The sequence below is a fragment of the Streptomyces sp. NPDC050448 genome, assembly GCF_040655295.1.
In the GTDB taxonomy this organism is placed as follows: Bacteria; Actinomycetota; Actinomycetes; order Streptomycetales; family Streptomycetaceae; genus Streptomyces.
This window is the reverse complement of record NZ_JBFAJR010000017.1, coordinates 143,744-167,784: the sequence shown is the minus strand read 5'-3', so window position 1 is coordinate 167,784 and position 24,041 is coordinate 143,744. Positions and strand designations below refer to the sequence as shown.

Below are 24,041 nucleotides of genomic sequence, written 5' to 3'. Positions count from 1 at the left end.
GATCAGGGCCCGGGCCCTGATCCGCCGGACACCCCCTAGCCCCCTGCCCGCCCTCCCACCGCCCCCGGGCGCTGCCCGGACCGGGCCTCGAACGTGCGGGGTCCGGGGCGGAGCGCCGGCGCGATGACCACCGTACGAACCGAGAAGGCAGACTGACAGCGTGAACTGGGATGACGAGAGCGACGACCGGATCGTGGCGGCCGCGGCCGACGGGGAGGACACCGCCGTCGAGGCGGCCCTGCGCCCCAAGGACCTCGGCGAGTTCGTCGGCCAGGAGAAGGTCCGCCAGCAGCTGGACCTCGTCCTCAAGGCGGCCCTCCAGCGCGGGGCGACCGCCGACCATGTCCTGCTCTCCGGCGCGCCCGGCCTCGGCAAGACCACCCTCTCCATGATCATCGCCGCGGAGATGGGCGCGCCCATCCGGATCACCTCCGGCCCCGCCATCCAGCACGCCGGCGATCTCGCCGCGATCCTGTCCTCCCTCCAGGAGGGCGAGGTCCTCTTCCTCGACGAGATCCACCGCATGTCCCGGCCCGCCGAGGAGATGCTGTACATGGCCATGGAGGACTTCCGGGTCGACGTGATCGTCGGCAAGGGGCCCGGGGCCACCGCCATCCCCCTGGAACTGCCGCCCTTCACCCTCGTCGGGGCGACGACCCGCGCCGGCCTGCTGCCGCCGCCGCTGCGCGACCGGTTCGGCTTCACCGGGCACATGGAGTTCTACGCCCCCGAGGAGCTGGAACGCGTCATTCACCGCTCCGCCCGCCTCCTCGACGTGGAGATCGACACGGCCGGCGCCGCCGAGATCGCAGGCCGTTCCCGCGGCACCCCGCGCATCGCCAACCGCCTGCTCCGCCGCGTCCGCGACTACGCGCAGGTCAGGGCCGACGGAGTGATTACCCGCGAGGTGGCCGGCACCGCCCTCCAGGTGTACGAGGTGGACGCGCGCGGGCTCGACCGGCTGGACCGGGCCGTGCTCGAAGCCCTGCTCAAGCTGTTCGGCGGCGGTCCCGTCGGGCTCTCCACCCTCGCCGTCGCCGTCGGCGAGGAACGGGAGACCGTAGAGGAGGTGGCCGAGCCGTTCCTGGTACGGGAGGGGCTGCTCGCCCGTACGCCCAGGGGCCGGGTCGCGACCCCCGCCGCATGGGCTCACCTGGGACTCGTCCCGCCGCAGCACGGCGGGAGTGGATCAAGCGGACAACAGGGCCTGTTCGGGGCCTGACGGCGCGGAGGTTCGCCCGGTCAGGAACTGCGGTGCCATGCTGGGCGTTGTTCCATCGGTGCGGACTCGCCTAGACTCCGCCGATGCCGACCCTTCGGGTCGGTATGCCCACCCCCGTAGAAAAAGGCCGTCTCCCGTGCGGTCGTGCGAAGGATCTCCGTCCCGTGAATCTCGTGACACTCCTCCCGTTCATCGTGCTCATCGGGGCGATGTTCCTGATGACCCGCTCCGCGAAGAAGAAGCAGCAGGCGGCCGCGCAGATGCGTGACCACCTGGCGCCTGGCACCGGTGTCCGCACCATCGGCGGCATGTACGCCACGGTGAAGGAGATCGGCGACGACACCGTCACCCTCGAGGTGGCCCCCGGTGTCCACGCGATCTATGCGAAGAACTCCATCGGCGCCGTCCTGGAGGACGCGGAGTACAACCGCATCGTCCACGGCGCCAGTGATGATCTGACGATCGACACGCCGGCCGTCCCGGACGACGCCTCCTCGCTGACCCTGGACAAGGACGCGGACGAGACCGAGGCCCCGAAGCTCGACCTGGGCAAGAAGGACGAGCCGAAGGCCGACGAGTCCAAGGCTGCCGAGGCCGATGAGCCGAAGGACGAGCCCAAGGACGGCAAGGACGACGGCGAGGCCGGCGCGAAGTAGCGCGCGGCCGGGGACCGTGAAGGCGCCTGACCGGCAGCCGGCGCGGTCCCCGTCAGTGACACTTCTGCGGGGGGCAGGGGTCCCCACCACACATTTCGTGGCCGTCCGCGCGCTGACCCGGCGCGGGGCGGTTGGACAGGGAGATACGACAAGGTGGCAGCACCGAAGAAGGGCCGGCGGCCCACGGGGGCTCAGGGGAGGCCGGGGCGCGCCCTGGCCATCATCCTGATCGCGATGGTGGCGCTCACCGCGGGGATGTTCCTCACGAAGCAGACGACCCCCCGGCTCGGCATCGACCTCGCGGGCGGCACGAGCATCACGCTCAAGGCCAAGAGCGAGCCCGGCAAGCCGGACGCGATCAACGAGACCAACATGAACACGGCGGTCAGCATCATCGAGCGCCGCGTCAACGGTCTCGGCGTCTCGGAGGCCGAGGTCCAGACGCAGGGCCGCGACCACATCATCGTGAACATCCCCAAGGGGACGAACGAGAAGCAGGCTCGCGAGCAGGTCGGTACCACCGCCCAGCTGTACTTCCGCCCGGTCCTGGCCTTCGCCGACGGCGCCCCGGCGGCCCCCGAGGGCACGCCGAGCCCCTCCGCGAGCAGCTCCGGCGCCCCGAAGGCCGAGGGCAGCGGCAAGCCCAGCGCACCGGCCACCCCGTCGTCCAGCGCCACTTCCCAGGGCCGTGTGCTCAGCGAGGCCCTCAAGGCCCCGGCCACCCCCGCTCCCTCGCCCTCGGCGAGCGAGTCGAAGAAGGCAGACGACACCAAGGCTCCGGCCCCGACCCCGGCCCCCTCGGGCATCGAGGCGGCCGCCGCCGACCTGCAGGCGAAGTTCGCCGCGCTGGACTGCACCAACGAGGCGCAGCGCGCCGCCGCGGGCAAGGGCGCCAAGCCCGAGGACCCGACGCTCGCCTGTGGCAAGCGCGGCAACACCTGGGGCAAGTGGATCCTCGGCCCCGCCGGTGTCGCCGGTACGGACGTCGCGGACGCCAAGGGCGTCATCGACCCGCGGCGCGGCCAGTGGATCGTCACGATGCAGTTCACCGACAAGGGCGCCGACAAGTTCGCCAAGATCACCGGTGAGCTCGCCACCAAGCAGATGCCGCAGAACCAGTTCGCGATCGTGCTCGACGGCGAGGTCGTCTCCGACCCGTCCGTGAGCCAGGCGCTGACCGGCGGCAACGCCGAGATCTCCGGCGGCTTCACCCAGCAGTCCGCGCAGGACCTGGGCAACATGCTCTCGTACGGCGCCCTGCCGCTCTCCTTCAGCGAGGACAGCGTCACCACCGTCACCGCCGCGCTCGGCGGCGAGCAGCTGAAGGCCGGCCTCATCGCCGGCGCCATCGGCCTCGCCCTCGTGGTGATCTACCTGCTCGCCTACTACCGGGGCCTGGCCTTCATCGCCATCGTCAGCCTCATGGTGTCCGCGATCCTCACCTACACGATCATGGCGCTGCTCGGAAAGGGCATCGGCTTCGCGCTGAACCTGCCCGCCGTCTGCGGTGCGATCGTCGCGATCGGCATCACGGCGGACTCGTTCATCGTGTACTTCGAGCGCATCCGCGACGAGATCCGCGAGGGCCGCACCCTGCGTCCCGCCGTGGAGCGGGCCTGGCCGCGCGCCCGTCGCACGATCCTGGTCTCCGACTTCGTGTCGTTCCTGGCCGCCGCGGTGCTGTTCATCGTCACCGTCGGCAAGGTGCAGGGCTTCGCCTTCACCCTGGGTCTGACCACCGTGCTCGACGTGGTCGTGGTGTTCCTCTTCACCAAGCCGGTCATGACGCTGATGGCCCGTACGAAGTTCTTCTCCAGCGGTCACCCCTGGTCCGGACTGGACCCGAAGCGGCTCGGCGCCAAGCCGCCGCTGCGCCGGTCCCGCCGCGCCGGCTCCGGTTCCGTCACCGCTCCCGTCGACGTAAAGGAGGCGTGAGAGATGTCGAAGCTGGGAGATCTCGGCGCCAAGCTGTACCGCGGTGAGGTCGGCTACGACTTCGTCGGCAAGCGTTTCATCTGGTACGGCGTTTCCATCCTGATCACCATCACGGCGATCGTGGCCCTGGCCGTTCAGGGCCTCAACATGGGCATCGAGTTCAAGGGCGGTGCCGTCTTCACCACCCCGAAGACGGCCGTCTCCGTCGCCAAGGCGACCGAGGACGCGGCGAAGGCCTCGGGCCACGACGCGACGGTCCAGGCGCTCGGCACGGGGGGCTTGCGCATCCAGATCTCGGGTCTGGACACGAATGCCGCGGCGGGTGTGAAGAAGCAGCTCGCCGCCGACCTCAAGGTCGCCGAGGCCGACATCAACGCGGACCTCGTCGGCCCCAGCTGGGGCGACCAGATCGCGAACAAGGCCTGGACCGGCCTCGCCGTCTTCATGGTCCTCGTGGTGATCTACCTCGCCATCGCCTTCGAATGGCGCATGGCGGTCGCCGCGCTGATCGCCCTGGTCCACGACCTCACCATCACCGTCGGCGTGTACGCGCTGGTCGGCTTCGAGGTCACGCCGGGCACCGTGATCGGTCTGCTGACGATCCTCGGTTACTCCCTCTACGACACCGTCGTCGTCTTCGACGGTCTGAAGGAGGGCTCGAAGGACATCACCAAGCAGACCCGCTACACGTTCAGCGAGGTCGCCAACCGCAGCATCAACGGCACCCTGGTCCGCTCGATCAACACCACGGTCGTGGCACTGCTCCCGGTCGGGGCCCTGCTCTTCATCGGCGGCGGCTTCCTGGGCGCCGGCGTGCTGAACGACATCTCGCTGTCGCTGTTCGTCGGCCTCGCGGCCGGTGCGTACTCCTCGATCTTCATCGCGACCCCGCTGGTCGTGGACCTCAAGGAGCGCGAGCCGGCGATGAAGGCCCTGAAGAAGCGGGTGCTGGCCAAGCGGGCGGCCGCGGCGGCGAAGGGCGAGTCCGTGGACGACGAGGGCTACGAGGGCGACGACGCCCCGCAGGTCGTGGCCCAGGGCCGCACGGGACGGCGCCGGTGAGCCTGCTGTCCTCCGAGGTGCGCGAGCTGCTGCTCAGCCGGATCAAGGACGTCCCCGACTACCCGAAGCCGGGGGTGATGTTCAAGGACATCACCCCGCTGCTGGCGGACCCGAAGGCCTTCGCGGCCCTGACGGACGCGCTGGTGGGGCTGGCCGGCCAGTACGGGGCGACGAAGATCGTCGGGCTGGAGGCCCGCGGGTTCATCCTCGCGGCGCCGGTGGCGGTCCAGGCGGGCATCGGCTTCGTGCCGGTACGCAAGGCCGGGAAGCTGCCGGGCGCCACGCTCGCGCAGTCGTACGAGCTGGAGTACGGCACCGCGGAGATCGAGGTCCACGCCGAGGACCTGTCGGCCGGCGACGTGGTCTTGGTCATCGACGACGTCCTGGCCACCGGCGGTACCGCCGAGGCCTCGCTGTCGCTGATCCGGCGGGCCGGCGCGGAGGTCGCCGGTGTGGCGGTCCTGATGGAGCTGTCGTTCCTGCCGGGCCGCGAGCGGCTGGCCGGCGCCCTTGCGGGGGCCCCGCTGGACGCGCTGATCGTCGTCTGACGACGCCGACCGCGCAGCGGGCGGGTACCCGGGACACCCCGGGTACCCGCCCGCTTCCGCACATCCGGGGCACGAAGGGCCGCTGTCCGCGTGGTGGGCGCGGGGAACGGGCCGACGGAACCATCGCTACCATTGGTTATCCGGACCTGACCGGGGCCCCGGATCCTCCCCCCGGACTCCGCCCGGGGGGACCCCCAGAGGAGCGCTCTTGCCAGACGAGGTCCAGCCAATCTCCGCCGCGCAGCCCGACCCGCAGGCCGAGCCGGCCGCGGCGCCCCCCGCCACGCCCCCGCCGGCCCCGCCCGCGAAGCCCGCGCCCGCGAAGCCGGCGCCCGCGAAGTCGGCCGGGTCCTCCAACCGCGTGCGCGCCCGGCTCGCCCGCCTCGGCGTCCAGCGTTCCAACCCGTACAACCCGGTACTGGAACCCCTGCTCCGCATAGTCCGCAGCAACGACCCGAAGATCGAGACGGCCACGCTGCGCCAGATCGAGCAGGCGTACCAGGTCGCCGAGCGCTGGCACCGCGGTCAGAAGCGCAAGAGCGGCGACCCGTACATCACCCACCCGCTCGCGGTGACCACCATCCTCGCCGAGCTCGGCATGGACCCGGCCACCCTGATGGCCGGCCTGCTGCACGACACCGTCGAGGACACCGAGTACGGGCTGGAGGACCTGCGCCGCGACTTCGGCGACGCCGTGGCCCTGCTCGTCGACGGCGTCACCAAGCTCGACCGGGTCAAGTTCGGCGAGGCCGCCCAGGCCGAGACCGTCCGCAAGATGGTCGTCGCCATGGCCAAGGATCCGCGCGTCCTGGTCATCAAGCTCGCCGACCGCCTCCACAACATGCGCACCATGCGCTACCTCAAGCGGGAGAAGCAGGAGAAGAAGGCCCGCGAGACCCTCGAGATCTACGCCCCGCTGGCGCACCGGCTGGGCATGAACACGATCAAGTGGGAGCTCGAGGACCTCGCCTTCGCGATCCTCTACCCCAAGATGTACGACGAGATCGTCCGCCTCGTCGCCGAGCGGGCACCCAAGCGCGACGAGTACCTCACCGTCGTCACCGACGAGGTGCAGACCGACCTCCGGGCCGCCCGCATCAAGGCCACCGTCACCGGACGGCCCAAGCACTACTACAGCGTCTACCAGAAGATGATCGTCCGCGGCCGCGACTTCGCGGAGATCTACGACCTGGTCGGCATCCGCGTCCTCGTCGACACCGTACGGGACTGCTACGCGGCCCTCGGCACCGTGCACGCGCGATGGAATCCGGTCCCCGGCCGGTTCAAGGACTACATCGCGATGCCCAAGTTCAACATGTACCAGTCGCTCCACACGACGGTCATCGGACCCAGCGGCAAGCCCGTCGAGCTCCAGATCCGCACGTTCGACATGCACCGCCGCGCCGAGTACGGCATCGCCGCGCACTGGAAGTACAAGCAGCAGACCGTCGCCGGCACCTCCAAGGTCCGCACCGACGTCCCGCAGGCCGCCAAGGGCAGCGCCGGCCAGGACACCGTCAACGACATGGCCTGGCTGCGCCAGCTGCTGGACTGGCAGAAGGAGACCGAGGACCCGGGCGAGTTCCTCGACTCCCTGCGCTTCGACCTCTCCCGCAACGAGGTCTTCGTCTTCACGCCCAAGGGCGACGTCATCGCGCTGCCCGCCGGCGCCACCCCCGTGGACTTCGCGTACGCCGTCCACACCGAGGTCGGCCACCGGACCATAGGCGCACGCGTCAACGGCCGCCTCGTCCCGCTCGAGTCGACCCTCGACAACGGCGACCTGGTCGAGGTCTTCACCTCCAAGGCCGAGGGCGCGGGCCCGTCCCGCGACTGGCTCGGCTTCGTCAAGTCCCCGCGGGCCCGCAACAAGATCCGCGGCTGGTTCTCCAAGGAGCGCCGCGACGAGGCCATCGAGCACGGCAAGGACGCCATCGCGCGGGCCATGCGCAAGCAGAACCTGCCGATCCAGCGCATCCTCACCGGCGACTCGCTCGTCACCCTCGCGCACGAGATGCGCTACCCCGACATCTCCTCCCTGTACGCGGCGATCGGCGAGGGCCACGTGGCCGCGCAGGGCGTCGTACAGAAGCTCGTGCAGGCCCTCGGCGGCGAGGAAGCCGCCAACGAGGACATCGAAGAGAGCGTCCCGCCCTCCCGGACCCGGGGCACGCGCCGCAAGAACGCCGACCCGGGCGTGGTCGTCAAGGGCGTCGACGACGTGTGGGTCAAGCTGGCCCGCTGCTGCACCCCGGTCCCGGGAGACCCGATCGTCGGCTTCGTCACGCGCGGCAGCGGCGTATCGGTTCACCGCGCCGACTGCGTCAACGTGGACTCCCTCTCCCAGGAGCCCGAGCGGATGCTGGAGGTCGAATGGGCGCCCACCCAGTCCTCGGTCTTCCTGGTCGCCATCCAGGTCGAGGCGCTGGACCGGTCCCGGCTGCTGTCGGACGTCACCCGGGTCCTGTCGGACCAGCACGTGAACATCCTCTCCGCGGCCGTCCAGACCTCCCGCGACCGAGTGGCCACCTCCCGGTTCACCTTCGAGATGGGCGACCCCAAGCACCTGGGACACGTCCTGAAGGCCGTACGGGGCGTCGAGGGCGTCTACGACGTCTACCGCGTCACCTCGGCCCGCAGGCCGTAGCCGATCGCTCCGAGAGCACGCACGAGGGCCCCGGTACGGCCAAAGGGAATTGGCGCTGTCGTACCGGGGCCCTCGTACGTACGCAGGCTGCGCCTCGCGGGACAGCCGTGGAGTCCGGAACTAGCCGCCGAACTCCTCCAGGCCCTTCAGCGCCTGGTCCAGCAGGGCCTGGCGGCCCTCCAGCTCGCGGGCGAGCTTGTCGGCCTTGGCGTTGTTGCCCGCGGCACGGGCCGCGTCGATCTGCTCACGCAGCTTGTCCACCGCCGCCTGGAGCTGACCCGTCAGACCGGCCGCACGGGCCCGCGCCTCCGGGTTCGTACGACGCCACTCGCCCTCCTCGGCCTCCTGGATCGCCCGCTCCACCGCGTGCATCCGGCCCTCGACCTTCGGACGGGCGTCCCGCGGCACGTGGCCGACGCCCTCCCAGCGCTCGTTGAGGGAGCGGAACGCGGCCCGGGCCGCCTTCAGGTCCGTGATCGGGACGAGCTTCTCGGCCTCGTCGGCCAGCTCCTCCTTCAGCTTCAGGTTCTCCACCTGCTCGGCGTCGCGCTCCGCGAACACCTCGCCGCGCGCCGCGAAGAACACGTCCTGCGCACCGCGGAAGCGGTTCCACAGGTCGTCCTCGGACTCGCGCTGCGCCCGGCCCGCCGCCTTCCAGTCCGCCATCAGCTCGCGGTAGCGGGCGGCCGTCGGACCCCAGTCGGTCGACTTCGACAGCGACTCGGCCTCCGCGACCAGCCTCTCCTTGACCTTGCGGGCGTCCTCGCGCTGCGCGTCGAGCGAGGCGAAGTGCGCCTTGCGGCGCTTGGAGAAGGCCGAGCGGGCGTGCGAGAAGCGGTGCCACAGCTCGTCGTCCGACTTGCGGTCCAGCCGCGGCAGACCCTTCCAGATGTCCACCAGGGCACGCAGCCGCTCGCCCGCACTGCGCCACTGGTCGCTCTGCGCCAGCTGCTCGGCCTCGGCCACCAGCGCGTCCTTGGCCGCCCGGGCCTCGTCCGTCTGCTTGGCCTTCTGGACCTTGCGCTCCTCGCGCCGCGAGTCCACGGTCGCGACCAGCTTGTCCAGCCGGACGCGCAGGGCGTCGAGGTCGCCCACGGCGTGGTGCTCCTCCACCTGCACGCGCAGGTGGTCGATGGCCGTCTGCGCGTCCTTGGCGGACAGATCGGTGGTCCGCACCCGCCGTTCGAGGAGGCCGATCTCGACCACCAGGCCCTCGTACTTGCGCTCGAAGTAGGCCAGGGCCTCCTCGGGGGTGCCCGCCTGCCACGAGCCGACGACCTTCTCGCCCTCGGCAGTACGCACGTACACGGTGCCCGTCTCGTCGACGCGGCCCCACGGGTCGCTGCTCACAGCGCCTCCTCCACCTGATGCCTGCGAGGGGTTCACCCCCTGGGCATCGTCCACAGTTTCCTGGGGCGGGCAGCGCCCGCCCTGCACAACGCCAACATAGGCGACCGCCGGGCCGGCTGTCCGCATCCCGCACGACGGAATATCGCCGTACGGGCCGGACGCCGGCCGGTACCGGGACCGCCGGAGCCCGTCAGTTCCGGGTGACGGCGCCCTTCTCGACGGTCACCGGGGTCTTCGGGGCCCCGTCCTGGCCGCCGTCGGCCGTACCGGCCTTGGCGACCGCCTCGAGCACCTTCAGGCCCGCCGCGTCGATCTTGCCGAACGGCGTGTACGACGGAGCCAGCGGGCTGTCCTTGTAGACCAGGAAGAACTGGCTGCCGCCGCTGTGCGGCTGGCCGGTATTGGCCATCGCCACCGTGCCCGCCGGGTAGATCACCTGGCCCTGCTCGTTCGGCTTGCCCAGCGAGTCGAGGTTCTCGTCCGCGATGGTGTAGCCGGGGCCGCCCATGCCGGTGCCCTGCGGGTCGCCGCACTGGAGCACGAAGATCCCGGACGTGGTCAGGCGGTGGCACTTGGTGTTGTCGAAGAAGCCCTTGTCCGCGAGCGACTTGAACGAGTTGACGGTCTCCGGCGTCTTCGCCGCGTCCATCTCGAACTTGATCTCGCCCGCGCTGGTCTTCAGGTCGAACGTGTACTTCGCGTTCTTGTCGATCGCCATCGCCGGCGAGGGCGACTGCTTCGGCGAGGGCGAGGCCGACGGGTTCGCCGCCGGATCCGCCGCCTGGTCCTTCTTGTCCTTGTCGAAGACGCCGCCCACGACGAGGCCGACCAGCGTCGCGACCACCACGGCCACCGCCGCTCCGATCACCGCCGCCCGCTGTCGCGCCTTCCGCCGGGCCTCGGCCCGGCGCTTCTGCTGGCGCTCGTACTTCTCCCTGGCGAGCTGTCGCCGCCGCTGATCGCTCGTGACCACCGGGTCGTCTCCTTGTACGTGTCTGGCACCGCTGTCCGGGCTCGGTTAGGCCGTACCGTATATGGGTTCGCTGTGTAACGAGCGGCGCCGGTAGGCTCTGAGCAGCAGCATTCCGATCTCGGCCGCTGCTGGAGCTCCCGCCGGACGACGATTGAGGACGAACGTGCTGATTGCCGGGTTCCCCGCAGGGGCCTGGGGGACCAACTGTTACGTGGTCGCCCCCGCCGCCGGTGAGGAGTGCGTCATCATCGACCCGGGCCACCAGGCGGCCCAGGGCGTCGAGGAGACGCTGAGGAAACATCGGCTCAAGCCCGTCGCGGTCGTCCTCACCCATGGCCACATCGACCACGTGGCGTCGGTGGTCCCGGTGTGCGGAGCGCACGACGTACCGGCCTGGATCCACCCCGAGGACCGCTACATGATGAGCGACCCGGAGAAGGCGCTGGGCCGCTCCATCGGGATGCCGCTCATGGGCGAGATCACCGTGGGCGAGCCGGACGACGTCCGCGAGCTGACGGACGGCACCGGGCTGAAGCTGGCCGGCATGGACTTCTCGGTGGCCCACGCGCCCGGGCATACCAAGGGGTCGGTGACCTTCCGGATGCCCGAGCTGGCCGACATCCCGCCGGTCTTCTTCTCGGGCGACCTGCTCTTCGCCGGCTCCATCGGACGCACCGACCTGCCCGGCGGCTCCCACGCCGAGATGCTCGAGTCGCTGGCCCGCGTGTGCCTGCCGCTCGACGACTCGACCGTGGTGCTGTCCGGCCACGGTCCCCAGACCACCATCGGCCGCGAGCGCGCGACGAACCCGTACCTGCGGGAGGTCGCCGCCGGGCTCGGAGACGGCACCGCCGCTCCACGACGAGGAATGTGACGAGAGTTTCGTGGCTACTTTCCAGGCCCCCAAGGGCACGTACGACCTGATCCCGCCGTACTCGGCGAAGTACCTGGCCGTCCGGGACGCCATCTCCGGGCCCCTGCGGCTGTCCGGTTACGGGTACGTCGAGACGCCGGGCTTCGAGGACGTGGACCTGTTCGCCCGCGGTGTCGGTGAGTCCACCGACATCGTGACCAAGGAGATGTACACCCTCACGACGAAGGGCGGGGCCAACCTCGCGCTGCGTCCCGAGGGCACCGCGTCCGTGCTGCGTGCGGCGCTGGAGGCGAACCTGCACAAGGCCGGCGGTCTCCCGGTGAAGCTCTGGTACTCGGGCTCGTACTACCGCTACGAGCGCCCGCAGAAGGGCCGTTACCGCCACTTCTCGCAGGTCGGTGCCGAGGCCATCGGCGCCGAGGACCCGGCGCTGGACGCCGAGCTGATCATCCTCGCCGACCAGGCGTACCGCTCGCTGGGCCTGCGCAACTTCCGGATCCTGCTGAACTCGCTCGGCGACAAGGAGTGCCGCCCGGTGTACCGGGAGGCACTGCAGTCCTTCCTGAGCGGTCTCGACCTCGACGCGGAGACCGTGCGCCGGGCCGAGATCAACCCGCTGCGCGTCCTCGACGACAAGCGGGCCGACGTACAGAAGCAGCTCGTCGGCGCTCCGGTGCTGCGCGACTACCTGTGCGACGCGTGCAAGGCGTACCACGAGGAGGTGCGCGCGCTGATCACTGCGGCGGGCGTGGCCTTCGAAGACGACGAGAAGCTCGTGCGCGGACTGGACTACTACACGCGGACCACCTTCGAGTTCGTGCACGACGGTCTGGGCTCGCAGTCGGCTGTCGGCGGCGGCGGCCGCTACGACGGCCTGTCCGAGATGATCGGCGGGCCGGCGCTGCCGTCGGTGGGCTGGGCGCTGGGCGTGGACCGTACGGTGCTGGCGCTCGAGGCGGAGGGTGTCGAGCTGGACATCCCGGCGTCGACGTCGGTGTTCGCGGTGGCGCTGGGCGAGGCGAAGCCGGTGCTGTTCGGTCTGGTGACCGAGCTGCGGCGGGCGGGTGTCGCTGCCGACATCTCGTACGGGGGCAAGGGCCTCAAGGGCGCCATGAAGGACGCGAACCGCAGCGGCGCGCGGTTCGCGATCGTCGCGGGTGACCGGGACCTCGCGGAGGGTGTCGTCCAGCTGAAGGACATGGAGTCCGGGGAGCAGTCCCCGGTCGCCCTGACGGATGTGGTCGAGGTCCTCCGGACCAAGCTGGCCTGACGGCTGCCGCCGCCGCGCCTGGGGCGGGGTCGGAGACGTTCCGCTGCGCGGAGCCTCTCCCGCCCCGCCCTTTCGCCGTTCCCGCCGGCGTTTGAGGCGCGGGTCCGGGCAGAGCCCGGGAAAAGGAGAAGGGGCGGGGCGGGGAGAGGTGCCGCGCAGCGCACCGGCGCGGGCCGGGGGTTCGCGGAGCGGGGGTCCGTCAGAGGAGCTCGTGGCGCATGGCCGTCGTTACCGCCGCCGTGCGGTCCGTGACCTCCAGCTTGCCGAAGATGCGCAGCAGGTGAGTTTTGACCGTCGACTCCGCCACGAACAGGCGACGCCCGATCTCCGCGTTCGTCGCCCCCTCCGCGACCAGGCGGAGGACCGCGACCTCCCGGTCCGACAGCCGCGGCCGCTCCGGGCGGGTCCGGAGGCGGTCCACCAGGCGGCCCGCCACCGACGGCGCCAGGACCGTTTCGCCGCGGACCGCCGCGCGGACGGCTTCGGCCAGTTCCGCCCGCGCCATGTCCTTCAGCAGGTAGCCCGCAGCCCCCGCCTCCACCGCCCGCAGGATGTCCCGGTCGTTCTCGTACGTCGTCAGGACCACCACCCGCACCGGCACCCCGGCCGCGGTGATCCGCGCGATGGACTCGACGCCGTCGCCGCCCGGCATCCGCAGGTCCATCAGGATCAGGTCCAGGCCGGGTACGAGCTGCGCGGCCAGTGCCTCCGCCTGCGGGCCGTTCGAGGCCTCCGCGACGACCTCCAGGTCCGGCTCGGCGCTGAGCATGCCGCGCAGGCCCTCCCGTACCACCGGGTGGTCGTCGGCCAGCAGGATGCGGATCATGTCGTACGGCTCCTCAGCGGATCGGGAGGGTGATCGGGAGAGTGACGGTGACGGCGGTGCCGGCCAGGACCGCGCTGTCGATCGCCGCCGTGCCGCCGACCTCCGCCGCCCGGGCGCGCAGCCCCCGCAGGCCGTAGCCCGAGGCGGGGGCGGCCGGGTCGAAGCCGCGCCCGGTGTCCCTGACCGTGACGGTCAGTTCGCGGTCACCGTAGGCCAGGGACACCGAGCAGCGCGCCTCCGGTCCGGCGTGCTTCGACGCGTTCGACAGGGATTCCTGGCAGGACCGCAGGGCCACCACCTCCAGCGCCGCGGCCAGCGGGCGGACCTCCCCGGTCACCGACACCGCCGCCGGCGGGTCGTGCCGGGCCGCGAGGCGGCGGACCGCGTCCGCCAGCGAGCCGGTGTCCAGGTCGGCGGGGGCGCCGCCCGAGACCAGGGCCCGGGCCTCGGCCAGGTTCTGCCGGGCGGTGGCGGCCATCAGCTCCAGGTGCCGGTGGGCCTGCGCGGGATCCGTGTCCAGCTCGGACTGCACGGCCTGGACCAGCATCAGCAGGCTCGTGAAGCCCTGGGCGAGGGTGTCGTGGATCTCGCGGGACATGCGTTCCCTTTCGGCATGGGCGCCCTGCGCGGCCGACAGCCGGGCCACCTCCTCCCGGCTGGCGTCGAGTTCGGCGATCAGCGAGGCCCGCTCCAGGCTCTGTTCGATGATCCGGATGATCCAGGCGCCGAAGAAGGCGGAGAAGGCGTAGCTGACGACGGCGCCGGCCGCGTTGATGAAGACCACGTGGCCCGCGGGCCGCCACAGCAGCGTCCACCCGGCCACCGGCAGCACGGCCACCACCCCCATCGCGACGATCGCCCGGCGCACCGGCAGCAGCATGAAGCAGTGCGGGGCCAGCGCGAAGGTGATCAGACGGGTCTCGCCGACCAGGCAGGCGGCGGGCAGGAACAGGGCCAGCGCCACGCCCAGGTAGCGCAGGGACGGCGCCGGTTCCGCGCCGGGATCCTTCAGCAGCAGGGGCCGGCCGGCCCACAGGTACCAGGGGACCAGCACCACGAGCAGGGCGACGGCGGGGATCCGGTACGACAGCGGCGGGAAGTCCGCGCCCAGCACGAAGGCCGCGGTCGCGGCCCACACGACGCCGAAGTAGAGGTCCCACGGCCCGAACGCGCGGTCCCAGGCATGGGTCTCGCGCGCTCCGGCCGTCCTGGTGAACCCGTTCAGCCGTCGCGGCGGTTCTTCCACTTGAAGGTCAGCAGACACAGGACCAATCCTCCGACGACCCAGGCCCCCAGGACCAGGGCGACCTTTCCGTACTCCCAGCTGCCCGCCTGCTCCAGGACGGCCGCGGACTCCGGCAGGAACACCCCGCGCAGACCCTGGCACATCCACTTGAGCGGGAACAGCGCGCCGATGTTCAGCAGCCAGTCCGGGATCGCGTTGACCGGGATGAAGACGCCGGAGATGAACTGGAGGATCAGGAACGGCAGGACGACCACCGAGCTGGCGCTCTTGCCGGACTTGGGCAGGCTGCTGATGGCGATGCCGAGCAGGGCGCACCCGGTCAGGCCGAGGGCGAAGATCCAGCCGAAGGTGAGCCACTTGGAGGCCGAGGAGGGCAGATCGAGGCCGAACAGGGTGGAGCCGACGAGCAGCAGGATCGCGGTCTCGGCGAGTCCGGTGGCCAGCACCATCCAGACCTTGCCGAGGAAGTACGCGGCCGGGGGCATCGGGGTGCCGCGCAGCCGGCGCAGCACCTTCTCGTCCCGTTCGACGGCGATCGAGATCCCGAGCGACTGGAAGCTGGTGGACATGATGCCCGCGGCGACCATGCCGGCCGCGTACAGCTGGGAGGCGGTGACCCCGGTGTTCTCCACGCTGTCGCGGAAGATCGAGGCGAAGAGGGCCAGGAAGACGATGGGGAAGGCGAAGGTGAAGATGACCGCGTCGCGCTGGCGGACGAACTGCCTGATCTCCAGGGCTCCGCGGCTCAGGCCCAGGGTCCAGGCGCCGGGCAGCGCGTTCGCGGCGGCGGCCGCGGCGGTCCGGCCGGCCGTGGCGGTCTTGGCGGTCGTGCTCATCGTGTGTCCTCCGGCTGCTGCGCGGTCGTGGGTACGAGCTGACCCGTGAGGCGCAGGTACACGTCCTCCAGGGTGGGCCGGCCGATCTTCAGCCCCGGGATCTCGCCCTCGAAGCGGGCCGTGAGCTCGGCGACCGTACGGGTGGGGGTCTCGGTGGCGATGCTGCGCGGGGTGCCGTCGGCCTCGGTCCACTCGACGGTGGCGCCGGTGCCGAAGCGGGAGCGCAGCGCGGCCGGTTCGCCCTCGGCGACGACCTTGCCGCTCGCGATGACCGCGAGGCGGTCGGCGAGGGCCTCGGCCTCCTCCAGGTAGTGCGTGGTGAGCACGATGGTGGTGCCCTCGGCGGCGAGCAGCCGGATCAGGTCCCAGAACTGGCGGCGCGCCGCCGGGTCGAAGCCGGTGGTCGGCTCGTCGAGGAGCAGCAGCTCGGGATCGCCGATGACACCGAGCGCCACGTCGAGCCGGCGGCGCTGGCCGCCCGAGAGGCCCTTCACTCGGTGGTCCCGCTTCTGTTCCAGGCCGACCAGGGCGATGACCTCGGCCGGGTCGCGCGGGGCCGGGTAGTAGCGGGCGAAGTGCCCGACCGTCTCCCGTACCGTCAGTTCCGCGGGCGCCGACTCGTCTTGCCAGACGATCCCGACGCGCGAGCGCCAGGCCCGCCCGGCGGTGGCCGGGTCCGCGCCGAGCACGCTCACCTCGCCGCCGTCCCGTTCCCGGTGGCCTTGCAGGATCTCCACCGTGGTGCTCTTGCCGGCGCCGTTGGGCCCGAGCAGTCCGAAGACCTCGCCCTGCCGGATCGCCAGATCGAGTCCGTCCACTGCGGTGACCTCGCCGTAGTGCTTGCGAAGCCCCCGTACCTCCACCGCGTTCTGTGTCATGTCTCAAATGGTGTGGCGGAACGCGCTCCACCGGTCCCCCCGTGCGTACATCCTTATGTCCACCGAACGGTGGACAGCGGCTCGGTACGGCACAATGGCCGGTGCTTGTTGACCTTGCAGATGTGGAGCGGGCGGTATGACGACACGAGGTACGGACGCAGACACCGCCCCGCGGACGGTCGGCGCCAGCCGGGCACTTGCCCTGCTGCTGGTGATCACGGGCGCCGCGGGACTGCTCGCGGCCTGGGTGATCACGATCGACAAGTTCAAGCTGCTCGAGGACCCGAACTTCACACCGGGCTGCAGCCTGAACCCGATCGTCTCCTGCGGCAACATCATGAAGAGCGAGCAGGCGTCGGTCTTCGGCTTCCCGAACCCGATGCTGGGGCTGGTCGCGTACGGGATCGTGATCTGCGTCGGCATGAGCGTGCTGGCCGGGGCCAGGTTCCGCCCCTGGTACTGGCTGACCTTCAACGCGGGCATGCTGTTCGGCGTCGTCTTCTGCGCCTGGCTGACGTACCAGTCGCTGTACAACATCAACTCGCTGTGCCTGTGGTGCTGCCTGGCCTGGGTCGCCACGATCTTCATGTTCTGGTACGTCACCGCCCACAACGTGCGGGAGGGCCTGCTGCCCGCCCCGGGCTGGCTGCGCTCCTTCCTCGACGAGTTCACCTGGGTACTGCCGGTGCTGCACGTCGGGATCATCGGCATGCTGATCCTGACCCGCTGGTGGGACTTCTGGACCTCCTGAGGCGCCTCCTTCCCGAGGTCTCCTCGCCCCGCGGTCCGCTGTCGGTGGGCTCGCATAGGCTTCCTGTGTGGAACCAGACCTGTTCACCGCCGCCGCCGAAGACCGCCGGGAGAAGGACCCCGCGAGCTCCCCGCTCGCCGTCCGGATGCGCCCGCGCACCCTGGACGAGGTCGTCGGCCAGCAGCACCTGCTGAAGCCCGGGTCGCCTCTGCGGCGGCTGGTGGGGGACGGGGCGGGCGGTCCGGCCGGAGCCTCGTCGGTGATCCTGTGGGGCCCGCCGGGCATCGGGAAGACCACCCTCGCGTACGTGGTGAGCCAGGCGACGCAGAAGCGGTTCGTGGAGCTGTCGGCGATCACGGCGGGCGTGAAGGAGGTGCGCGCCGTCATCGAGGGCGCCAAGCGGGCGGCCGGCGGGTACGGCAAGGAGACGGTCCTCTTCCTCGACGAGATCCACCGCTTCAGCAAGGCCCAGCAGGACTCGCTGCTCCCGGCCGTCGAGAACCGCTGGGTGACGCTGATCGCCGCGACCACGGAGAACCCGTACTTCTCGATCATCTCCCCGCTGCTGTCGCGTTCGCTGCTGCTCACGCTGGAGCCGCTGACGGACGAGGACCTGAGCGCGCTGATGCGGCGGGCGCTGACGGAGGAGCGGGGCCTGGGCGGGGCCGTCTCCCTCCCGGCGGACGCGGAAGCGCACCTGCTGCGGATCGCGGGCGGCGACGCCCGGCGGGCGCTGACGGCGCTGGAGGCCGGTGCCGGGTCGGCGATCGCCAAGAGGGAGTCCGAGATCAGCCTTCGGACGGTGGAGGAGGCGGTCGACCGGGCGGCGGTGAAGTACGACCGGGACGGCGACCAGCACTACGACGTGGCGAGCGCGCTGATCAAGTCGATCCGCGGCTCGGACGTGGACGCCGCGCTGCACTATCTGGCGCGGATGATCGAGGCGGGGGAGGATCCGCGGTTCATCGCGCGCCGCCTGATGATCTCGGCGAGCGAGGACATCGGACTGGCGGACCCGACGGCCCTGCCTCTCGCGGTGGCCGCGGCGCAGGCGGTGGCGATGATCGGCTTCCCGGAGGCGGCGCTCACCCTGTCGCACGCCACCATCGCACTCGCCCTGGCGCCGAAGTCGAACACCGCGACGACCGCGATCGGCGCGGCGCTGGCGGATGTCCGGGCGGGCCTGGCGGGCGCGGTGCCGACGCATCTGCGGGACGGGCACTACAAGGGGGCGGCGAAGCTGGGCCACGCGGTGGGGTACGTGTACCCGCACGACGTACCGGGCGCGATCGCTGCCCAGCAGTACGCCCCCGACGCGGTGCACGGGAAGCGGTACTACGAGCCGACGCGGTACGGCGCGGAGGCACGCTATGCGGACGTGGTGGAAAAGGTCCGCGAACGCCTCCGCGGAGCCTGAACCCGCCCGCGCCACCGCTGCCGGGGGCCGGCCCCGGGCCCCCACGCCTCACCCGCCGGGGGGATTGCGGTACACCCCCTAGCGGCCCGCCGCGGCGAACAGGGTGTGCATCGCCCGGCGCAGGTCGCAGACGTCGCGTACCGGCGCCGGGAAGTCGAAGCGGGCGTCGAAGGAGGAGCCGTCGCCCGTGAAGCGGACCCGCAGGCCCAGGCGGTCCAGGGCCAGCGGGACCGCGGTCGTGCCGGCGCTCTGCCGCGGTCCCAGGAGCGCGCTCAGGTCCGCGATCCGGTCGCGGTGCGCGGCGGCCAGGTGCTGGAGGAGCTCCGTCTCGTGGTTCACCATCGGGTCCGGCTCGGCCGAGGCCAGGTCCTCCGGGTCCACGTGCTCCGCGCCCCACAGGTCGTCCACCGAGATCTCGCCGACCTCCAGGCGCAGCATCACGAAGGACGGCCGGCCGCCGTGCAGCCCGAGGAGTTCACCCACCGGCCTGCGCTGAGCCAGCAGCGCCGCGCAGGCCGCGCGGTCGTCCCGGCGCACCTGCGTCAGCCACCCGGCCAGCCACGCGCGGCCTCGGATACGATGGGGCACGGACACCGGCGCCACGTCCGTGATCTCGATCACGGCGGTGAGGTCGTCGTCCTGGGCGTAAGCGGCTGTCCTGGCAGCCGCGGATTCCCCTGACACCAGGAGAATCACGTCCCCGTCCGGGGTGACGGTCCGAGCGACCGGCATCCCCGTCCCGAACTCCGCCTGGTCAAGAGACCGCAGCTGGTCAAAAGCACCTGGCAGCGTGAGGGATACTGAGGCGTTGGACTCTACGAGGGTTCGTACGCGTTCGGCTCCGGTGAGCTGCCGAACGCCTTCCCTGGGACGCGGCTGACCTTGCTTATCGTCGTCGAAAGCGGATTCCGTTTCGTTGGAACCCGAACTTCGGTGCGCACTGGGCAGGGGGATCCCATGTGGTCGAGACATTACGTCCTCCTCGATAAGGTAAGCCTCACCTAACTTACATGGAGGTAGGTTCCCCGTGAACCAGAAGCGACCCAAGGTCAAGAAGTCGCGTGCCCTCGGCATTGCGCTGACCCCGAAGGCCGTCAAGTACTTCGAGGCTCGTCCCTACCCGCCGGGCGAGCACGGCCGTGGCCGCAAGCAGAACTCGGACTACAAGGTTCGTCTGCTCGAGAAGCAGCGTCTGCGCGCTCAGTACGACATCTCTGAGCGTCAGATGGCCCGCGCGTACGACCGCGCCAAGAAGGCCGAAGGCAAGACGGGCGAGGCGCTGGTCGTCGAGCTCGAGCGTCGCCTCGACGCCCTGGTCCTGCGTTCGGGCATCGCCCGCACCATCTACCAGGCCCGCCAGATGGTCGTTCACGGCCACATCGAGGTCAACGGCGGCAAGGTCGACAAGCCGTCGTTCCGTGTCCGTCCGGACGACGTCATCACCGTGCGCGAGCGCAGCCGCGAGAAGGTTCCGTTCCAGGTTGCCCGTGAGGGTGGCTACGCAGGCGAGGGCGAGACCCCGCGCTACCTGCAGGTCAACCTGAAGGCCCTGGCCTTCCGCCTGGACCGCGACCCGAACCGCAAGGAAATCCCGGTCATCTGCGACGAGCAGCTCGTCGTCGAGTACTACGCCCGCTGATCCAGCGGACGTAGCCTCACAGGCTGGTCAGCCCGTCGGTTCCCCTTTGGGGGAGCCGACGGGCTTCCTGTTTTCCGGACGGCCCGCCGTGCTCGCCGCGCCCCCGGGCCGGGGCCTCGGCAGCGGTTCCGGCGCCGCCGGCACCGGCTCCGGCATCCGCAGGGCCCGCTCGACCAGCTCGTCCGGCGACGGGGTTGGCGCGCCGACGAAGCGGCTCAGCTCCGAGGGGAGATTGCCGCAGGTCCTGTGTCGTACGGGCCGCTGTCGCATGGGACGCGGAGGGTACTGGTCCGGATGCGCTGCGTACAAGGCGGTTCGCCGGACCGCGAATTCCGGTACGGCGGTGGATCTCCGGCGCGATAGGGTCGGAGAACGACTTTTCTACGTAGCGATCAACATGCAGAGAGCGGTGCAACGTGTCCGGTGGAGAGGTGGCCGGGATCCTCGTGGCCGTCTTCTGGGCCATTCTGGTCTCCTTCCTCGCCGTGGTGCTGGTGAGGCTGGCCCAAGTGCTCAAGGCGGCCACCAAGCTGGTGGCCGACGTGACCGACCAGGCCGTCCCGCTGCTGGCGGACGCCTCCACCACCGTCCGCTCCGCGCGCACCCAGCTCGACCGGGTCGACGCCATCGCGAGCGACGTCCAGGAAGTCACCTCGAACGCCTCCGCGCTGTCCTCCACGGTGGCCTCCACCTTCGGCGGGCCGCTGGTCAAGGTCGCGGCCTTCGGCTACGGGGTCCGCAAAGCGCTGGGCAGGCCCGGCAGGAACGCCGAAGACGTGCCGCAGCAGTCGTCCCGACGTGCACGAAGTGATGGCGGTAGCCATACCGTGATCGTTGGCCGTACGGTGCCGGCGGCCCGGCGCCGGAAACAGAAGGGCTGAAACCTCCGATGTTCCGCCGAGCCTTCTGGTTCACCGCAGGCGCAGCCGCCGGCGTGTGGGCCACCACCAAGGTCAACCGCCAGCTCAAGAAGCTGACACCGGAGAGCCTCGCCGCCCAGGCCGCCGACAAGGCCGTGGAGGCGGGTCACCGCCTCAAGGACTTCGCCCTCGACGTGAAGGCGGGAATGTCACAGCGCGAGGACGAGCTGAACGACGCACTGGGGTTGCGCCACGATCCCGACCGGCCCGACAACGTCACCGCCCTCCCCGGGCCGCGGCGGATGCGGGCCATCCAGAACGACAAGACCACCCGCGAGATCCGCTCGGCGGGTTCGCACAACCGGAATGAGGACCACTGATGGAGTCGGCTGAAATCCGCCGCCGCTGGCTGAGCTTCTTCGAGGAGCGCGGTCATGCCGTTGTCCCTTCGGCGTCGCTCATCGCGGACGACCCGACTCTGCTGCTGGTCAACGCGGGCATGGTCCCGTTCAAGCCGTACTTCCTCGGCGAGACCAAGCCCCCGGCCCCCCGGGCCACCAGCGTGCAGAAGTGCGTCCGTACGCCGGACATCGAAGAGGTCGGCAAGACCACCCGCCACGGCACGTTCTTCCAGATGTGCGGCAACTTCTCCTTCGGCGACTACTTCAAGGAAGGCGCCATCAAGTACGCCTGGGAGCTGCTCACCAGCTCCGTGGCGGACGGCGGCTACGGCCTGGAGCCGGAGAAGCTCTGGATCACCGTCTACCTCGACGACGACGAGGCCGAGACGATCTGGCGTGACGTGATCGGCGTCCCCGCCGAGCGCATCCAGCGCCTGGGCAAGAAGGACAACTTCTGGTCCATGGGCGTCCCCGGCCCCTGCGGCCCCTGCTCGGAGATCAACTACGACCGAGGCCCCGAGTTCGGCGTCGAGGGCGGCCCCGCCGTCAACGACGAGCGCTACGTGGAGATCTGGAACCTGGTCTTCATGCAGTTCGAGCGCGGCGCCGGCGACGGGAAGGAAGACTTCCCGATCCTCGGCGACCTGCCGTCGAAGAACATCGACACCGGTCTCGGCCTCGAGCGCCTCGCGATGATCCTGCAGGGCGTGCAGAACATGTACGAGACCGACACCCTGCGCGTGGTCATGGACAAGGCCACCGAGCTGACCGGCGTGCAGTACGGCGCCGCCCAGAACACCGACGTCTCGATGCGCGTGGTCGCCGACCACATCCGCACGTCCGTGATGCTCATCGGCGACGGCGTGACCCCCGGCAACGAGGGCCGCGGCTACGTGCTGCGCCGCATCATGCGCCGTGCCATCCGCAACATGCGCCTCATGGGCGCCACCGGCCCGGTCGTCCAGGACCTCGTCGACGTCGTGATCAACACGATGGGGCAGCAGTACCCGGAGCTGGTCACCGACCGCAAGCGCATCGAGACCGTCGCGCTCGCCGAAGAGGCCGCCTTCCTCAAGGCCGTCAAGGGCGGCACCAACATCCTCGACACCGCCGTGACCGAGACCAAGGCCGCCGGCGGCACGGTCCTCTCCGGCGACAAGGCGTTCCTGCTCCACGACACCTGGGGCTTCCCGATCGACCTCACCCTGGAGATGGCCGCCGAGCAGGGCCTCTCCGTGGACGAGCCCGGCTTCCGCCGCCTGATGCAGGAGCAGCGCGACCGGGCCAAGGCCGACGCCAGGGCCAAGAAGACCGGCCACGCGGACATGTCCGCCTACCGGGAGATCGCGGACGGCGCCGGCGCCACCGAGTTCACCGGCTACGCCACCACGCAGGGCGAGTCCACCATCGTCGGTCTCCTGGTCAACGGCGTCTCCGCGCCCGCCGCCTCCGAGGGCGACGAGGTCGAGGTCGTCCTGGACCGCACCCCCTTCTACGCCGAGGGCGGCGGCCAGCTCGCCGACCAGGGCCGGATCAAGCTCGACTCCGGCGCCATCATCAACGTCCGCGACGTCCAGCAGCCGGTCCCGGGTGTCTCCGTGCACAAGGGCTCGGTCCAGGTCGGCGAGGTGACGGTGGGCGCCTCCGCGTACGCCGCCATCGACGTGAACCGGCGCCGGGCCATCGCCCGCGCCCACTCGGCCACGCACCTGACGCACCAGGCGCTGCGCGACGCCCTCGGCCCGACGGCCGCCCAGGCCGGTTCCGAGAACTCGCCGGGCCGTTTCCGCTTCGACTTCGGTTCGCCGAACGCCGTCCCCGGCTCGGTCCTCACCGACGTCGAGCAGAAGATCAACAACGTGCTGTCCCGCGAGCTCGAGGTCACGGCCGAGATCATGAGCATCGACGAGGCGAAGAAGCAGGGCGCCATCGCCGAGTTCGGCGAGAAGTACGGCGAGCGCGTGCGCGTCGTGACCATCGGCGACTTCTCCAAGGAGCTGTGCGGCGGCACCCACGTCGGCAACACCGCCCAGCTGGGCCTGGTGAAGCTGCTCGGCGAGTCCTCCATCGGCTCCGGCGTGCGCCGGGTCGAGGCCCTGGTCGGCGCGGACGCGTACCACTTCCTCGCCAAGGAGCACACGGTCGTCGCCCAGCTCCAGGAGCTGGTCAAGGGCCGTCCGGAGGAGCTGCCGGAGAAGATCGCCTCCATGCTCGGCAAGCTGAAGGACGCCGAGAAGGAGATCGAGAAGTTCCGTGCGGAGAAGGTCCTCCAGGCCGCCGCCGGGCTCGCCGAGAACGCCCAGGACATCCGCGGCGTCGCCCTCGTCGTGGGGACGGTGCCGGACGGCACCGGCGCCGACGACCTGCGCAAGCTGGTCCTCGACGTCCGCGGCCGCATCCGGGGCGACCGCCCGGCCGTCGTGGCCCTGTTCACCACGGCGGGCGGCCGCCCGCTGACCGTCATCGCCACCAACGAGGCCGCCCGCGAACGCGGCCTCAAGGCAGGCGACCTGGTCCGCACGGCCGCCAAGACCCTCGGTGGCGGCGGTGGCGGCAAGCCGGACGTCGCCCAGGGCGGCGGCCAGAACCCGGGCGCCGTCCCCGAGGCCATCGCCGCGGTCGAGCGCCTCGTCGTCGAGACGGTCTGACC

General features: G+C 70.9%; 21 protein-coding genes. 14 read left to right on the top strand and 7 right to left on the bottom strand.

The genetic code is table 11. From position 1 onward, the window contains the following. Positions 1 to 160 precede the first annotated feature (160 nt). From ruvB to AB0I68_RS21530, 6 genes are all read left to right on the top strand, one after another. Positions 161 to 1,222, top strand: a complete 1,062-nt coding sequence (ruvB, locus tag AB0I68_RS21555) for a Holliday junction branch migration DNA helicase RuvB (RefSeq protein WP_363178935.1) — start codon at positions 161 to 163, stop codon at positions 1,220 to 1,222. A 164-nt stretch (positions 1,223 to 1,386) separates the two neighbouring features. Continuing rightward, a complete protein-coding gene (yajC, locus tag AB0I68_RS21550) occupies positions 1,387 to 1,878 on the top strand; it encodes a preprotein translocase subunit YajC (protein ID WP_363178933.1) in 492 nt (163 codons plus the stop codon). Between the two features lie 153 nt (positions 1,879 to 2,031). Then, positions 2,032 to 3,813, top strand: a complete 1,782-nt coding sequence (gene secD / locus AB0I68_RS21545; RefSeq protein ID WP_363178932.1) for a protein translocase subunit SecD — start codon at positions 2,032 to 2,034, stop codon at positions 3,811 to 3,813. 3 nt (positions 3,814 to 3,816) lie between these two features. Continuing rightward, on the top strand, positions 3,817 to 4,875 hold the full coding sequence (gene secF, locus AB0I68_RS21540; RefSeq protein ID WP_363178931.1) for a protein translocase subunit SecF: 1,059 nt from the start codon (positions 3,817 to 3,819) through the stop codon (positions 4,873 to 4,875). After that, a complete protein-coding gene (locus AB0I68_RS21535) occupies positions 4,872 to 5,423 on the top strand; it encodes an adenine phosphoribosyltransferase (protein WP_363178930.1) in 552 nt (183 codons plus the stop codon). Before secF ends, AB0I68_RS21535 begins: the two co-directional genes overlap by 4 nt. A gap of 208 nt (positions 5,424 to 5,631) precedes the next feature. After that, positions 5,632 to 8,070, top strand: coding sequence for a bifunctional (p)ppGpp synthetase/guanosine-3',5'-bis(diphosphate) 3'-pyrophosphohydrolase (locus AB0I68_RS21530; protein WP_363178929.1), 2,439 nt, complete (start codon positions 5,632 to 5,634; stop codon positions 8,068 to 8,070). Between the two features lie 120 nt (positions 8,071 to 8,190). Here AB0I68_RS21530 and AB0I68_RS21525 read toward each other — a convergent pair whose 3' ends face one another. Both AB0I68_RS21525 and AB0I68_RS21520 read right to left on the bottom strand, forming a co-directional pair. Further along, entirely contained in the window at positions 8,191 to 9,420 is a 1,230-nt protein-coding gene (locus AB0I68_RS21525) for a DUF349 domain-containing protein (RefSeq protein ID WP_363178927.1), read from the bottom strand. 190 nt (positions 9,421 to 9,610) lie between these two features. Then, on the bottom strand, positions 9,611 to 10,393 hold the full coding sequence (locus AB0I68_RS21520) for a peptidylprolyl isomerase (protein ID WP_363178926.1): 783 nt from the start codon (positions 10,391 to 10,393) through the stop codon (positions 9,611 to 9,613). A 163-nt stretch (positions 10,394 to 10,556) separates the two neighbouring features. On the opposite strand from AB0I68_RS21520, the gene AB0I68_RS21515 reads away from it, so the two are divergent. Next, positions 10,557 to 11,267: an MBL fold metallo-hydrolase gene (locus tag AB0I68_RS21515; RefSeq protein ID WP_363178925.1), complete on the top strand. Its 711-nt coding sequence runs from the start codon at positions 10,557 to 10,559 to the stop codon at positions 11,265 to 11,267. Between the two features lie 10 nt (positions 11,268 to 11,277). Continuing rightward, complete coding sequence (hisS, locus tag AB0I68_RS21510) at positions 11,278 to 12,537, top strand: histidine--tRNA ligase (RefSeq protein WP_363178924.1); 1,260 nt, start codon at positions 11,278 to 11,280, stop codon at positions 12,535 to 12,537. Between the two features lie 199 nt (positions 12,538 to 12,736). On the opposite strand, the gene AB0I68_RS21505 is transcribed toward hisS, so the two are convergent. The 4 genes from AB0I68_RS21505 to AB0I68_RS21490 are packed head-to-tail and all read right to left on the bottom strand — an operon-like array spanning position 12,737 to position 16,323. Beyond that, on the bottom strand, positions 12,737 to 13,363 hold the full coding sequence (locus tag AB0I68_RS21505; RefSeq protein WP_363178923.1) for a response regulator transcription factor: 627 nt from the start codon (positions 13,361 to 13,363) through the stop codon (positions 12,737 to 12,739). Positions 13,364 to 13,376: 13 nt separating this feature from the next. Further along, the gene (locus tag AB0I68_RS21500; protein ID WP_363178922.1) at positions 13,377 to 14,627 is read right to left on the bottom strand and encodes a sensor histidine kinase; all 1,251 of its coding nucleotides are present in this window, start codon (positions 14,625 to 14,627) and stop codon (positions 13,377 to 13,379) included. Next, entirely contained in the window at positions 14,585 to 15,445 is an 861-nt protein-coding gene (locus tag AB0I68_RS21495; protein ID WP_363178920.1) for an ABC transporter permease, read from the bottom strand. Before AB0I68_RS21495 ends, AB0I68_RS21500 begins: the two co-directional genes overlap by 43 nt. Continuing rightward, positions 15,442 to 16,323, bottom strand: a complete 882-nt coding sequence (locus AB0I68_RS21490; protein WP_363178919.1) for an ABC transporter ATP-binding protein — start codon at positions 16,321 to 16,323, stop codon at positions 15,442 to 15,444. Before AB0I68_RS21490 ends, AB0I68_RS21495 begins: the two co-directional genes overlap by 4 nt. Positions 16,324 to 16,459: 136 nt before the next feature. Here AB0I68_RS21490 and AB0I68_RS21485 point away from each other — a divergent pair, with 136 nt between their 5' ends. Both AB0I68_RS21485 and AB0I68_RS21480 read left to right on the top strand, forming a co-directional pair. Further along, a complete protein-coding gene (locus tag AB0I68_RS21485; RefSeq protein WP_363178918.1) occupies positions 16,460 to 17,074 on the top strand; it encodes a vitamin K epoxide reductase family protein in 615 nt (204 codons plus the stop codon). Positions 17,075 to 17,141: 67 nt separating this feature from the next. Further along, on the top strand, positions 17,142 to 18,491 hold the full coding sequence (locus AB0I68_RS21480) for a replication-associated recombination protein A (RefSeq protein WP_363178917.1): 1,350 nt from the start codon (positions 17,142 to 17,144) through the stop codon (positions 18,489 to 18,491). Positions 18,492 to 18,569: 78 nt separating this feature from the next. On the opposite strand, the gene AB0I68_RS21475 is transcribed toward AB0I68_RS21480, so the two are convergent. Further along, a complete protein-coding gene (locus tag AB0I68_RS21475) occupies positions 18,570 to 19,223 on the bottom strand; it encodes a DUF2470 domain-containing protein (protein ID WP_363178916.1) in 654 nt (217 codons plus the stop codon). A 295-nt stretch (positions 19,224 to 19,518) separates the two neighbouring features. Here AB0I68_RS21475 and rpsD point away from each other — a divergent pair, with 295 nt between their 5' ends. The 4 genes from rpsD (at position 19,519) to alaS (ending at position 24,039) form a co-directional block, all read left to right on the top strand. Then, positions 19,519 to 20,130, top strand: a complete 612-nt coding sequence (rpsD, locus tag AB0I68_RS21470) for a 30S ribosomal protein S4 (protein WP_030294564.1) — start codon at positions 19,519 to 19,521, stop codon at positions 20,128 to 20,130. Between the two features lie 416 nt (positions 20,131 to 20,546). Then, positions 20,547 to 21,011, top strand: coding sequence for a DUF948 domain-containing protein (locus AB0I68_RS21465; RefSeq protein WP_363178915.1), 465 nt, complete (start codon positions 20,547 to 20,549; stop codon positions 21,009 to 21,011). 8 nt (positions 21,012 to 21,019) lie between these two features. Continuing rightward, positions 21,020 to 21,370 carry a DUF6167 family protein gene (locus tag AB0I68_RS21460; protein WP_363178914.1) on the top strand — a complete coding sequence of 117 codons (351 nt, stop codon included), beginning with the start codon at positions 21,020 to 21,022 and terminating at the stop codon, positions 21,368 to 21,370. Then, a complete protein-coding gene (gene alaS, locus AB0I68_RS21455) occupies positions 21,370 to 24,039 on the top strand; it encodes an alanine--tRNA ligase (protein ID WP_363178913.1) in 2,670 nt (889 codons plus the stop codon). The genes AB0I68_RS21460 and alaS overlap by 1 nt, the downstream gene beginning before the upstream one ends. The last annotated feature ends 2 nt before the right edge of the window (positions 24,040 to 24,041 follow it).

Excerpts from the sequence above, each read along its gene's own strand:
- secF (WP_363178931.1), top strand. The coding sequence starts at position 3,817 with ATGTCGAAGCTGGGAGATCTCGGCGCCAAGCTGTACCGCGGTGAGGTC.
- AB0I68_RS21505 (WP_363178923.1), bottom strand. The coding sequence starts at position 13,363 with ATGATCCGCATCCTGCTGGCCGACGACCACCCGGTGGTACGGGAGGGC.
- AB0I68_RS21495 (WP_363178920.1), bottom strand. The coding sequence starts at position 15,445 with ATGAGCACGACCGCCAAGACCGCCACGGCCGGCCGGACCGCCGCGGCC.
- AB0I68_RS21490 (WP_363178919.1), bottom strand. The coding sequence starts at position 16,323 with ATGACACAGAACGCGGTGGAGGTACGGGGGCTTCGCAAGCACTACGGC.
- AB0I68_RS21485 (WP_363178918.1), top strand. The coding sequence starts at position 16,460 with ATGACGACACGAGGTACGGACGCAGACACCGCCCCGCGGACGGTCGGC.
- AB0I68_RS21475 (WP_363178916.1), bottom strand. The coding sequence starts at position 19,223 with ATGCCGGTCGCTCGGACCGTCACCCCGGACGGGGACGTGATTCTCCTG.
- AB0I68_RS21460 (WP_363178914.1), top strand. The coding sequence starts at position 21,020 with ATGTTCCGCCGAGCCTTCTGGTTCACCGCAGGCGCAGCCGCCGGCGTG.
- alaS (WP_363178913.1), top strand. The coding sequence starts at position 21,370 with ATGGAGTCGGCTGAAATCCGCCGCCGCTGGCTGAGCTTCTTCGAGGAG.